Source organism: Ensifer sp. 22460 (genome assembly GCF_052044935.1).
In the GTDB taxonomy this organism is placed as follows: domain Bacteria; phylum Pseudomonadota; class Alphaproteobacteria; order Rhizobiales; family Rhizobiaceae; genus Ensifer.
Window position 1 is genome coordinate 266,408 of the sequence record NZ_JBQENZ010000006.1, and the last position, 12,132, is coordinate 278,539.

The window sequence follows — 12,132 nt, forward strand, 5'->3', positions numbered from 1 at the left end:
CGGAAATCCGCTCAACTCTTTGTGCGTGTCGAGCCGTGTGAACGAAACATCCACGTCGATTCAAGGGCTTGGCTCTCGCCGCAGAGAACTGGCACGCCCGTTGCAAATGACATCCTCATGACAGCCCGAGCTGTCGCGCATCGGAAATTGACCCGGGAGGCCCGGCATGACGCCGGACTGGGTCCAGTGGAGGATATCATGATTATCGACCAATCCGCGGAACCGCGCGGCAAGACACCTTTCTATCGTCATCTCTATGTCCAGGTGCTGGCGGCGATCGCCGCGGGCATCCTGCTCGGCCATTTCTATCCGTCGCTCGGCACCGAGCTGAAGCCGCTCGGCGATGCCTTCATCCGCCTCGTCAAGATGATCATCGCCCCGGTCATCTTCCTCACGGTTGCGACCGGCATTGCCGGCATGACCGATCTCGCCAAGGTCGGCCGCGTCGCCGGCAAGGCGATGATCTACTTCCTGACCTTTTCGACGCTGGCGCTGATCATCGGCCTGATCGTCGCCAATGTCGTTCAGCCGGGCGCCGGCATGCACATCGATCCGGCGTCGCTCGACGCCAAGGCGGTGACGACCTTTGCCGAGAAGGCACATGAGCAGACGATCACCGGCTTCCTGATGAACATCATCCCGACGACACTGGTCGGTGCCTTTGCCGATGGCGACATCCTGCAGGTGCTGTTCATCTCCGTGCTCTTCGGTCTTGCGCTGGCGATGGTCGGCAAGAGGGCTGAGCCAGTCGTCGATTTCCTGCACGCGCTGACGCTGCCGGTCTTCAAGCTCGTCGGCATCCTGATGAAGGCCGCCCCGATCGGCGCCTTCGGCGCCATGGCGTTCACCATCGGCAAATACGGCGTTGCCTCGATCGCCAATCTGGCGATGTTGATCGGCACCTTCTACTTGACGTCCTTCCTCTTCGTCTTCCTGGTTCTCGGCGCCGTCGCCCGCTACAACGGCTTCTCGATCATCGCGCTGATCCGCTACATCAAGGAAGAACTGCTGCTGGTTCTCGGCACATCCTCGTCGGAAGCGGCACTGCCGGGCCTGATGAGCAAGATGGAAAAGGCCGGCTGCAAGCGCTCGGTCGTCGGCCTGGTCATTCCGACCGGCTACTCCTTCAACCTCGACGGCACCAACATCTACATGACGCTGGCGGCCCTCTTCATCGCCCAGGCCATGGATATCCAACTGTCGCTCGGCGACCAGGTGCTGCTGCTGCTCGTCGCCATGCTGAGCTCCAAGGGTGCCGCCGGCATCACCGGCGCCGGTTTCATCACGCTGGCCGCAACGCTCTCGGTCGTTCCCGCCGTTCCGGTTGCCGGCATGGCACTCATCCTCGGCATCGACCGCTTCATGTCGGAATGCCGCGCACTCACCAACTTCGTCGGCAATGCGGTCGCGACGATCGTCGTTGCGAAGTGGGAAGGCGAGCTGGACGAGGCACAGATGGCGGCTGTCCTTGGTGGTCGCACGCCGGAAGCGCTGCCGCAGCCGGCACTGCAGCCGGCCGAATAAGCTTGCCTCCCAAGGCATGACTGCCTAAGCGCAGTCCGAACGCGGCCCGTNGGGCCGCGTCGTCGTTTGGGCTCATTGCCCGCTCAGCGTCATCTTCGGTTTATCAGGCGCACCACCGTTCAAGTAGGCGATGAACTCCCTAAGCATCGGCACCCGGCGCGGGCGGAAGCTCTCGTCCGCCATGCGGACATCGGCGATGCGATCGACGCGGAATTTGCGGTAGTCCTGCCGGAGGCAGCACCAGGCGAGCAGCACCAGCACCCGCTCCAGATAGACGATCGCCAGCGGCAGCACCTGCCGGTCGGTCCTCTGTTGCCCAGCGTCCACATAGCCGATGACGACCGCGCGCTCCTGCCAGCAGGCTTCGCGCAGCAGGCTGACATCGGCCACCGGTGGATCCCGGCGTTCGAAGCGATAGACCTGCGATGCGGCGTGCAGCGCCTGGCGCTGCAACCGGTCGGGCAGCGTCGCCGTGATCTTCGAAAGCACAGCGCCTGCCGCGGCCGCAAGATCAGGCTCGCCCATGTGCTGCACTTCGGCGAGGCCGAGCACCAGCGCCTCGATTTCGAGTCGCGTGAAGGTCTGGGGAGGCAAGGCAATGTCCTCGGTCAGCCGGTAGCCGAAGCCCCGCTCGCCATCGATGACGGCGCCGGCGGCACGCAGGCTGTCGATGTCCCGGTAAAGCGAGCGCAACGACACACCGGTCTCTTCGGCGAGCCGAGCGGCCGTTACCGGGGAAGGGAGGGTGCGCAGCGCCTGCAGCAGGCGGAACAAACGATCACTACGGGCCATGACTGAAGATAGACGAAGCCTACTGACGGAAACTGACAGTTGGGCAACTGTATAGGTTTCGCATTCGCAAACGCAACCGAGGACTTCATCATGCTGACGCTCTTTCACGCCCCGCGCTCGCGCTCGTCGCGCATCATCACGCTGCTTCGCGAACTCGACGCCCTCGACAAGGTCGAAATCAAGATCGTCGACATCACCCGCGGTGACGGCAGTGGCCGGAAGGACCCGGCGAACCCGCATCCGGAAGGCAAGGTGCCGCTGCTCGTCCATGACGGCGTCGTGCTGTGGGAAAGCATTGCGATCATTCAGTATCTGACCGATCTCTTCCCGGAAAAGAAGCTGGCGCCGCCTGTCGGCGACCCGCAGCGCGGCCGTTATCTGAGCTGGCTTGCCTGGTATGCTGGCGTCGTTGAGCCGGTGCTGATCATGCAGGCGGCGGGGCTTTCGCACCCCTATCTGGATATCACCTTCCGCGGTCCGGAACAAATGGCACAGCGCCTTGAAAACGCGCTGAAGGACAGGCCCTATCTGATGGGCGAACACTACTCGGCGGTTGACCTGCTGCTGCATTCGCCCTTTGCCTGGTATCCTGCGGCGACACCGGACAGCGACGTCGTCAAGGCGTGGGTCGAACGCTGCGGGCAGCGCCCGTCGCTGCAATGGACCGTCGACTACGACACTCGCACCGCGGCTGCAGCCTGACGGTCACTCACTCCAGGTGGGTCCTCGACAGGAGCCCGCGAGGGCCCTTGTCCGGGCGAGGCAACGTTCCAGCTCATTTTCGTTTGAGATTGATCTCGCTCGTCACGATCCGCTTGCCTGAGGCGGGATCGACGTCGATCGTCGTCAGTTGCATGCCGTTGGTGCCGATCTTACGCAGGGTGAGATCGGCGCTGCGGTCGCCGTTGACTTCCTTGGCCCAGCGAATGGTGAGAATGATCGCGTCGCCGCGGCGGCTGCCGTTGAGACCGGCACGGCCGCCGCGCGGGCCGAGATAGGAGCCGCTATAGGTCGAGCCGGTATAGCGCAGTTTCGCGTCGACAGATCGCGAGATCAATAGCAAGCCGCGGCAAACACCCTCCATCGACAAGGCGAGACCACTGGCCTCGGAACTGAAATTGCAGGAGACATTGATCGGCGACATGTTGGCGCGGATGCGGACCGTTCCAGTGCCTGCCCAATTGCCGCCAAGCGTTTTCAGGAACGCGCCCTCGTCTGCCCGTGAGCCGCTCGCGGGCGTCAAGGTGAGCGCAATCATCAGGACCCATCGCCACATGCCTTTCGCCTCCCCTTTTTCGTGGATGCTACAACACCCCGTTGCTGCACACGAGCGTCAACGCAGCATGCGGCAGCGAAGTTCCTCAAAGCTCCTTATCCGACCAGATCTCTCGACCAATCAAATCGGGCAGCACGTCCAGGCAGCGATCAAAGGTAGAATCCAGGTCCGTTGCTGGTTCCAACGTCCCCGTTTTACCGTTGATACCCGAATCAGCGTTTCGCGCTCGCGACCCCGTAAAAGCCGATAAAGACTTCGTTACCTTCGAAGTATAGACCTCGATCTTCACTGCCGATGCGAATTAGGTATTGTTCGTAGGGGTGCGAGGGGAGCTGGGTTATGTTCAGTGTCACATGTTTTTTGCTTTCTTCAACCACTCAGAGTGGCCAATCCTGCATAAAGCCACGCACTAACCACCAGGTCATTTCAAGCGGCAGCAAGCAACAAACAGCGGATGCGCTGTCGGGCTTTTGCCTGTGACGGCGCGACAGGAAGTCGTCCCGTCCCCGGACGGCGGAACGCTGTTGACGCCTGCGCGGCTCGTCGGCGATCCGCTCTTTGCGGAGGCGTTGCGGCAGGCGGCCCTTCATATGGTCGCGATGCATGACGCCGCTCCGCGTATCGTGCGCTATACCGCCAGCTTGAGAAAATGGCTCCTCACACAAGCCATCCTAGCGTTGCATTTCGAGCGGCTGACCGATCCATCTCGCCCTGAGTTGACGGCGGCAAAGCTGATCGACTTTATCGCCGCCAACAGCGTTGCCAGCAAAAACACGGCGGCGGCGCACTTGGCCGAGATGCGCAACTATCGACTGCTGCTCGATGCGGAACAGGGCAGCAACAGGCGGATCAGGCCGCTGATCGTTTCCGATGTTGCCGAGGGCCTGATCCGACAGTGGTTCGAGGGGCACCTTTCGTCGCTCGACATGCTCAACGAGGGAACACGGCTGGCGCAGTCACAAACGCAGCCGGTGTTGATGCACCATGCACTGCCGCGTGCGACGCGGCGGCTCATCGCGGATCGCGCCTGGTGCGATCCACCCGAAAGCATTGCCGCCTTCGTCTCGACGGAGTCGGGAAGCAACATCCTGCACGATCTGGTGGCGCGGCTGCCGATGGGCGCTTTGTCCGATCAGCGGATTTGGGTAGGGCCTCTGAAGCTGAGCGAAATTACCAGCCGCTACATCATCTCGCGCACCCATGCGCAAAGGGTTTTCGCGCGTGCCGGTGACCTAGGCGTACTCGGCTGGGAGAACCCCGGCAGCCGCGGTCCTCTCTGGATTTCGCGTGGACTGGTCGACCATTACCGTCATTGGCAAGCGGTCAAGTTCGCAGCGCTCGATGAAGCCTTCGCCTGGGCAACGTGGCAGACAAAGTGAAAGGTGTGGCGGCCCCGCGCGCGTGCAGATTGTTTAAGTTGCGATGCGTAAATCGATCGGGCTGTCGCTCTCAGGATTTGCCGACCTGTCCTTAGCGCTGGACACGCCGCAAACGGCAAGGAACGGACCGGAAATCGAACCCTAGCCTGCCTATAGGCCGTGCAGAACCTGCGTCGCCTTGACGGCGGCCGATGCCCGGTTCTCGACGCCGAGCTTCACATAGATCTGTTCCAGATGCTTGGTCACCGTACGCGCGCTCAGGCCCAGGATCTCGCCGATGTCGCGGTTCGCCTTGCCCTTCGCGATCCAGAGCAGCACCTCGGATTCCCGCTGTGTCAGCGCGAAATGCTGGCGCAGCATTTCGTCGTCCGTCAGCCGGTTCTCTGCCGTCAGGCGGAAGAGATATTCATTCGGGCCGATGCCGCCGAGATAGGATATCTGCGGGCCTGATTGGCCTGGCTCATCGAGCGTGAAGCTTTCTTCGTGAGAGGACGGTCCCCGATTGCGGTTTTCCATCCAGCGCGCGATGCGTCTCGTGACCGTACTCAACCCATCGTCGCGGCCGGTTGCGGCATTGACGAGGCGGGTGGCCTGTGGGGTCGACCAGCAGATGCTGCCATCTGCGCGCACAGCCAGGAGATGGCGCCCGGCCGCGTCGAGCGCGACCCGCGCGCTCTGGGCCGAACGGGCGTTGGAGAGGTGGACGCGAATACGGGCCCGAAGCTCGTCGATGTTGATCGGCTTGGTCAGATAGTCGACGCCGCCCGCCTCCAGCGCACGAACAACGTGTTCGGTCTCCGTCAATCCGGTCATGAACAGTACCGGCGTCTGGCCGACGGCGGCGTTGGCCTTGAGGCGCCGGCAGGTTTCGAACCCGTCCATGCCCGGCATGACCGCGTCAAGCAGAATGACGTCGGGAGTGATGCGCTCCGCGATCGAAAGCGCGGCGTTGCCCGACGTTGCGATCAGCGCGGAGAAGCCGGATTGCTCTAGCGCTTCGGTCAGGAAGCCGAGAGCTTCCGGCGAATCATCGACGAGCAGAACGATGTCACGGCGGTCATAGGTCTCAGCCACGGGCGTCGCCTCCTTCTTGGGGGGTGTTCCTGAGGAAGGCGTCGTAGCCGGAAAGATCGAAGGCCTGCACATAGGTCCGCGCCTCCTCGACGAAGGATTGGTGTTCGGGTGCGAGCGCGATCTCCGTCAATTTGGCCTCGATGCCCCTGATGTAACCGATCTCGCCGAGGCGGATCAGTTCCTGCACATGATGAAGATCCGGACGCGTCATCGATCGGACCGTTGGCGCGGCATGCGGCGGCTGTTCCTCGTCCTCGTGGATCCAGGTCAAGGCGAGATGCACCGCAAGTTTGTCGACGAGTTGGCCGACGACGAAGGGTTTGGCGAGCGTGTCGTTGTGGCCGGTGAAGGCGCCAGTGGTCGAGCCATCGCCGATATTGGCCGACAGCATGATGATCGGCGCCGTTTGTCCTGCTTCACGCAGCCGCCCGGCGAGTTCCCAGCCGTTCATGCCCGGCATCGAGATGTCGATCAGGAAGAGGTCAGGGCTGACGTCCGCAAGGAGGGACAGGCAATCGGCCCCGGATGGGATTGCGAAAACCGTGAAATCCATGGGCACCAGGATTTCGCGCATCAGCGTGCGATGATCGGCATTGTCGTCGACGACGACAATCGTGCGCCGCGAGCCGAGATAGGAAGTGACGCGCCGTACGGGTGCCGCGAGCGCCGGACGGTCGACGGCCGAAAGCATCAACCGGACGCGGAAGGTGGTGCCTTTGCCAAGGGTGCTCGTGACGGCGATTTCGCCGCCGAGCGTCTGGGTCAAAAGCCGGGTGATCGTCAGGCCCAGCCCGAGGCCTGGCATGCTGCCTTGATGCTCGGCCTCGCCGCGCTGGAAGGGGTCGAAGATGCGCGGCAGGTCCTTGTCAGCAATGCCACGACCGCTATCGATAACGGTGAAGGTCGCCACCTGGCTTCGATAGGCGACATCCAGGCGGATGCCGCCACGCTCCGTGAATTTCAGCGCGTTGGAGAGAAGGTTGACGAGGATCTGGCGTAGGCGTTTCTCGTCGGTCTTCACATAACGCGGCAGACTGGCGGCGCGCTCATGCTCAAAGGCGATGCCTTTCGCCTGCGCCTGCGGCCGGAACATTTCGACGATCTGGTCGAGGAAATCGAAAATGTTGATCTCGTTGGAATAGACCTGCAACTTGCCCGCCTCGATCTTGGAGATATCCAGCAGCCCGTCTATCAGGCCGGAGAGATGATCGGCGCTGCGCTTGATCACCTTGATCGCGCCCTGTCGCGCCGGCGGTATGGTCTCGTCGCGCTCAAGCACCTGGGCATAGCCGAGCACGGCGTTGAGCGGCGTTCTGAGCTCATGGCTGAGACCGACGACGTAGCGGCTCTTGGCGCGGTTGGCGGCCTCCGCCGTCTCCTTCGCCTGCTGCAGGGCCGCATCGGTCTTCTTATGGGCGGCGATTTCTTTCAGCAGCAGCGTGTTCTGGCGGGAGGATTCTTCTTCGGCCACCACGCGGCTGTCATGGGCGAGCACATAGAACCAGGAGACGATGCCCGCGAGCACGGCAAAGACGAAAAAGACGATGGCGACGGTACGCTCGACCACCGCGGCGCTTTCCGGAGAAGCGCCGGCGGTCTGATGCGCGATCATTGCCAGGATCAGGCCTATGCCGGCAATCGAGAGGATCGCCGAGATCGCATAGCGACCAAGGCGCGTTGCCAGCTTTTCAGTGATGGCGCGCGGCAGCAGGGTGTTGGCGACGGTTGCGACCTGGGTGTTGAAGCGCGCCTTCGGCTTGCACATGTCGTGGCAGCGACTGTCGAGCGAGCAGCAGAGCGAACAGATCGGCGCCGCATAGGCGGGGCACCAGGCCATGTCCTCCGGCTCGAACGGATGTTCGCAGATTGAGCAGGTGATCTCGGTCCGGTTGGCCCAGCTCCTGCGCGGCTTGCGGGCGAGGTAGAATTTGCCATCGGTCAGCCAGGCGATCAGCGGAGAGGCGATGAAGGCGACGACGAGGGCAATATAGGGGGCAAGCGAGGCGGCAATTTCACCGAAGGCGCCGAAATGCGCCGTCAGGGCCACTGTCGCAGAGATCGCCATGGCGCCAAGGCCGACTGGGTTGATGTCGTAAAGATGCGCACGCTTGAATTCGATACCGGGCGGCGACAGGCCGAGCGGCTTGTTGACGAAGAGGTCGGCCGAGATGGTGCACAGCCACGCCATGGCGATGATCGAGAAGACGCCGAGTGTTTCCTCAAGTAGCCGGTAGATGCCGAGCTCCATCAACAGAAGCGCGATCGCAACGTTGAAGATCAGCCAGACGACGCGGCCCGGGTGGCTATGCGTCAGTCGCGAGAAGAAGTTCGACCAGGCGAGCGACCCGGCATAGGCGTTCATGACGTTGATCTTCAACTGCGACACGACGACGAAGGCGACCATCAGAAGCAGTGCCGCCGTTTCCGACGGGATCATGTAGCCGAAGGCGGTGTAGTACATCTGTGCCGGATCGGCGGCCCTGGTCGAGGGCACGCCGCTCGAGAGCGCCAAGACGACGAGGAAGGAGCCGGCGAGCAGTTTTGGCGCGCCGACGATCACCCAGCCAGAGCCGGCGAGGAACACGGCGATGCGGTGATGCAGCTTGCGCTGCCCGTCCGGCGGCAGGAAGCGCAGGAAGTCGACCTGCTCGCCGATCTGCGCCATCAGTGCGAAGATCACGGCGGACGCCGCACCGAACTCGACGAGGTCGAACGAGGCGATCGTGCCCGGTGGGCCGGACGCATGGTGGATGCCGGAATAGGCGAGCCAGGCGCCAACTTTCTCCCAGTCGGCAAGGGCGATGAAGACGAAAGGCAGGATGTTGAGCACGATCCAGAAGGGTTGTGTCACCAGCTGGAACTTGCTGATCAGCCGTACGCCATGGGTGACGAGCGGGATGACCATGACGGCACTGATGATATAGCCGATCCACAAGGGGATGCCGAGCGCCAGTTCGAGCGCGCCTGACATGATCGAGGCTTCGATCGCAAAGAGGATGAAGGTGAAGCTCGCATAGATCAGCGAAGTCAGCGTCGAGCCGATATAGCCGAAGCTGGCGCCGCGGGTCAGAAGATCGATGTCGACGCCATGGCGGATGGCATAGCGGCTGATCGGCAGGCCGACCGTCAGGATCATCAGGCTCGCAACGACAATAGCGACGATCGCATTGGTGGTGCCATAGGACATGGTGATGGCGCCGCCGATCGCCTCCAGCGCCAGAAAGGAGATTGCGCCGATGGCTGTCTGCGAAATGCGTTCGGAGGAAAAACGGCGCGCGCTTTTGGCGGTGAAGCGCAGCGCATAGTCTTCCAGCGTCTGGTTGGCGACCCAGCGATTGTATTCTCGCCGAACGGGAATGATGCGCTGGCGTGCCGCCATGGAGGTCCTAACGTGTCGTCAAGGGAGGATCTGCCTTTTTTCTTAGCACAGATGTTTTCTGCTTAAAATTGCTGCAGTGGCAAAAATGTGCGGTGCAGCAAAGAAAAAGCGAGACCAGCGGATTCGGCTATTGGGATAGCCGAATGCGGTGATCCGGGCGCATTTGAGGTCTGATGGCCTCGGCGGTCAGGCGGGGCTGCAATAAACTGGATTGCTGATGGCGCGGCGAACCGCGCGCTGCGCGAGATCGTCATTGGAGAGTTGCCACGGCAGGCTATTTCCGGGCAGCGCCTCGCGGAAAGCAGCGACGATGGCGTCCCGGCTCGCGACAGCAACGATCTCGGCGCGCAGGAAAAGAGAAGGCGAACCGGTGCAGCGCCCAGTCCAGTCGTCGGCTTCGATTGTCTGTTCGCCAATAATGCCCGAGGCGTCGAGCCATACGAGTTTGTCGCCCTTGGCGCCGCGAACCAAAGCCTCTGCCGCAACTTGCCCGGTGACGATCGATCCCATGGGCTGGCCGTTGGCGGTGAGTTCCAGATGCGGTCCCGTTGGGCCTTCGGTGACATAGCAGTGGCCGGATTTCATCGCGCCGAGCACGGCCTCTTCCGAAAGTTCTTCGAGAAAGAGCACCGTCGTCGGGCGGGCGAGCACGAGCGGGCCCTCCGGCATCAGTCGCGCCGGCTGATGGAAGTCGCTGCCGCCGATCGCCGAGATCTTCAGACCGGAGGCCAGCCGCTGCTGGTAGCGCTCCAGCGATACCCAGTTCCAGGCAAGCCAATGGGATTGCCAGACCTCCATGCAGTCGATCTTAGGCAGATCGTAATCCCAGGGGATGGTCGGCTTGTCGTGGTTGATCGACAGCAGGCCGCCGCGCTCATGCACGAGACGTTCGAGCGTATGGGCGTGCTCGGGTCTCGTCATGCGGAAATCGATCCAGTCGTCGACGCCGAAGACATTGGCGTGGCCGACGGCGGTGGTGACCTCCATGGCGCGCACGAAGACGAGTTCCGGGGACGAGTGTGGGTGAAAATAGCGCCGCTGGGTGATCGTGTTGTGATCGGCGACAGCGAGGAAGTCGAGCCCCGCGTGTCGCGCGGCGGCGTGCAGCAGTTCCGGCGAGCCGGCCGCATCCGAATGGAACGTGTGGCAATGAAGGTCGCCGCGATACCAGCCGGCCCCCTTGCGGACCGGAAACTGTCGCGCCGGCTGCGGCGCGATCGCACGCCGGCTGCTGTCATGGTCTGCGGTCACCAACACGTCGACGCCGCCTTCGGGGATCTTGTAGAGGCCGAGCATGACCTTCCATCGCCCGGACGGTATCTCGCCATGGATATAGCCGGGGGTGGCATCGTCCGTTGCGACGAAGAAACGGTCGCGTGCGCCGCCACTCCAGCCGCGAAAGCCCTCGGTGGTCGGATAGTCGGTGGCGCGCGGGTCAAGTGCGCCGAGGTCGATGATGCACTGCTCCGATTTCGGATAGCTCAGCGCCACGTCGATCCGCGTCACGCCCTCGGGTACATCGAAGGGCACGTAGAAATAGGGATCGGCCGCCTGGTGCTTGCGGGTGATCCTCGCGGAAAATTCCTGCATGGCGGCCTCAGCGCTCATCGGCCGCAGGAATGCGTGCACCGCTGTCGTCGAACAGCGTGATGTGCCTGGCGTCGAAGGCGAGATGCACCGATGTCCCGACCTTGATCTCGTCGTCGGTGAAAATGCGCGCGGTGACGCGGCCGTTGTCGCCGCGCTCAAGCGTGACGAGGCTCTCCGGCCCCATGTTTTCGTTGGCGAAGAGTTCGCCGGAAAGGACGTTGTCGTCGCCCGGACCCGCGATGCGCAGATGTTCGGGGCGCACTCCGAGTGTCATCTTGCCTGATCTTGCCGCCTTGGCGATGGCGTCATTCAATTCGATCGGTGAGAGCTTTAGGCCGTCGGCGCGCAGATGCAGCGCGCCTTCACCGATCGATGCCTCGACGGCAACAAGATTCATCGGCGGATTGCCGACGAAATTGGCGACGAAGGTGGTTGCCGGCCGGCGATAGATCTCGATCGGCGGGGCGAATTGCACGATCCGGCCCTTGTCCATGACGGCAATACGGGTTGCGAGCGCCATGGCTTCGGCCTGGTCGTGGGTGACGTAGACGGCGGTCATGCCCATGTCGCGCTGCAGATGGTTGAGAAAGCCGCGGGCTTCGAGACGGAGCTTGGCATCGAGATTGGAGAGCGGCTCGTCAAAAAGATAGACCTCGCTTGGATAGACCAGCGCCCGCGCCAGCGACGTGCGCTGCTGCTGGCCGCCGGAAATCTGGCTCGGCAACCGCTTCAGAAGGTCGCCAATCTTGAGCACGTCGGCCACCTCCTTGGCGCGGGCGTGGCGTTTGGTTTCCTGCTCGCCGCGCACCTTCAAGGGATAGGCGATGTTGTCGGCGATGTTCATATGCGGATAGAGCGCATAGTCCTGGAAGACCATGGAAATGCCGCGGTCCTTCGGATGCAGATAGGTGACGTCGCGGCCGCCAATCATCACCCGGCCAGAAGACGGCGTTTCGAGGCCGGCGATCATGCGCAGGCTGGTCGTCTTGCCGCAGCCCGACGGGCCTAGCAGGCAGATGAACTCGCCGTCGGCGATCTGGAAACTGATGTCGGGAACCGCGACGAAAGCGCCGAAGGTCTTGGAGATGTTCTGGAATTCGACAGAGGCCATGGCGGGT

General features: G+C 62.6%; 9 protein-coding genes. 3 read left to right on the forward strand and 6 right to left on the reverse strand.

Going from position 1 to position 12,132, the window contains the following annotated elements; all coding sequences use genetic code 11:
* Positions 1 to 198: 198 nt before the first annotated feature.
* Positions 199 to 1,524 carry a dicarboxylate/amino acid:cation symporter gene (locus ACTJKM_RS10120; protein WP_440635727.1) on the forward strand — a complete coding sequence of 442 codons (1,326 nt, stop codon included), beginning with the start codon at positions 199 to 201 and terminating at the stop codon, positions 1,522 to 1,524.
* A gap of 72 nt (positions 1,525 to 1,596) precedes the next feature.
* Here ACTJKM_RS10120 and ACTJKM_RS10125 read toward each other — a convergent pair whose 3' ends face one another.
* Positions 1,597 to 2,316, reverse strand: a complete 720-nt coding sequence (locus ACTJKM_RS10125; protein WP_057251762.1) for a helix-turn-helix transcriptional regulator — start codon at positions 2,314 to 2,316, stop codon at positions 1,597 to 1,599.
* A gap of 90 nt (positions 2,317 to 2,406) precedes the next feature.
* Between ACTJKM_RS10125 and ACTJKM_RS10130 the strand changes: the two genes are divergently transcribed.
* Positions 2,407 to 3,018 carry a glutathione S-transferase family protein gene (locus tag ACTJKM_RS10130; protein ID WP_113512658.1) on the forward strand — a complete coding sequence of 204 codons (612 nt, stop codon included), beginning with the start codon at positions 2,407 to 2,409 and terminating at the stop codon, positions 3,016 to 3,018.
* 73 nt (positions 3,019 to 3,091) lie between these two features.
* Here the strand turns inward: ACTJKM_RS10130 and ACTJKM_RS10135 are convergent, their stop codons facing one another.
* The gene (locus ACTJKM_RS10135; protein ID WP_058329813.1) at positions 3,092 to 3,592 is read right to left on the reverse strand and encodes a hypothetical protein; all 501 of its coding nucleotides are present in this window, start codon (positions 3,590 to 3,592) and stop codon (positions 3,092 to 3,094) included.
* A 524-nt stretch (positions 3,593 to 4,116) separates the two neighbouring features.
* Here ACTJKM_RS10135 and ACTJKM_RS10140 point away from each other — a divergent pair.
* Complete coding sequence (locus ACTJKM_RS10140; RefSeq protein ID WP_245296289.1) at positions 4,117 to 4,971, forward strand: hypothetical protein; 855 nt, start codon at positions 4,117 to 4,119, stop codon at positions 4,969 to 4,971.
* A 150-nt stretch (positions 4,972 to 5,121) separates the two neighbouring features.
* Here ACTJKM_RS10140 and ACTJKM_RS10145 read toward each other — a convergent pair whose 3' ends face one another.
* The 4 genes from ACTJKM_RS10145 to ACTJKM_RS10160 form a co-directional block, all read right to left on the reverse strand.
* Positions 5,122 to 6,045 (reverse strand): response regulator transcription factor, encoded by a 924-nt coding sequence (locus tag ACTJKM_RS10145; RefSeq protein WP_058329815.1) that lies wholly within the window; start codon positions 6,043 to 6,045, stop codon positions 5,122 to 5,124.
* Positions 6,038 to 9,424 carry an ATP-binding protein gene (locus ACTJKM_RS10150; protein WP_113512648.1) on the reverse strand — a complete coding sequence of 1,129 codons (3,387 nt, stop codon included), beginning with the start codon at positions 9,422 to 9,424 and terminating at the stop codon, positions 6,038 to 6,040. Before ACTJKM_RS10150 ends, ACTJKM_RS10145 begins: the two co-directional genes overlap by 8 nt.
* A 186-nt stretch (positions 9,425 to 9,610) precedes the next feature.
* Positions 9,611 to 11,014, reverse strand: a complete 1,404-nt coding sequence (locus tag ACTJKM_RS10155; RefSeq protein ID WP_058329816.1) for a CehA/McbA family metallohydrolase — start codon at positions 11,012 to 11,014, stop codon at positions 9,611 to 9,613.
* A gap of 7 nt (positions 11,015 to 11,021) precedes the next feature.
* Positions 11,022 to 12,125 (reverse strand): ABC transporter ATP-binding protein, encoded by a 1,104-nt coding sequence (locus ACTJKM_RS10160; protein WP_113512646.1) that lies wholly within the window; start codon positions 12,123 to 12,125, stop codon positions 11,022 to 11,024.
* Positions 12,126 to 12,132: the final 7 nt, after the last annotated feature.

Excerpts from the sequence above, each read along its gene's own strand:
- ACTJKM_RS10120 (WP_440635727.1), top strand. The coding sequence starts at position 199 with ATGATTATCGACCAATCCGCGGAACCGCGCGGCAAGACACCTTTCTAT.
- ACTJKM_RS10125 (WP_057251762.1), bottom strand. The coding sequence starts at position 2,316 with ATGGCCCGTAGTGATCGTTTGTTCCGCCTGCTGCAGGCGCTGCGCACC.
- ACTJKM_RS10160 (WP_113512646.1), bottom strand. The coding sequence starts at position 12,125 with ATGGCCTCTGTCGAATTCCAGAACATCTCCAAGACCTTCGGCGCTTTC.
- ACTJKM_RS10155 (WP_058329816.1), bottom strand. The coding sequence starts at position 11,014 with ATGCAGGAATTTTCCGCGAGGATCACCCGCAAGCACCAGGCGGCCGAT.
- ACTJKM_RS10150 (WP_113512648.1), bottom strand. The coding sequence starts at position 9,424 with ATGGCGGCACGCCAGCGCATCATTCCCGTTCGGCGAGAATACAATCGC.
- ACTJKM_RS10130 (WP_113512658.1), top strand. The coding sequence starts at position 2,407 with ATGCTGACGCTCTTTCACGCCCCGCGCTCGCGCTCGTCGCGCATCATC.
- ACTJKM_RS10135 (WP_058329813.1), bottom strand. The coding sequence starts at position 3,592 with ATGTGGCGATGGGTCCTGATGATTGCGCTCACCTTGACGCCCGCGAGC.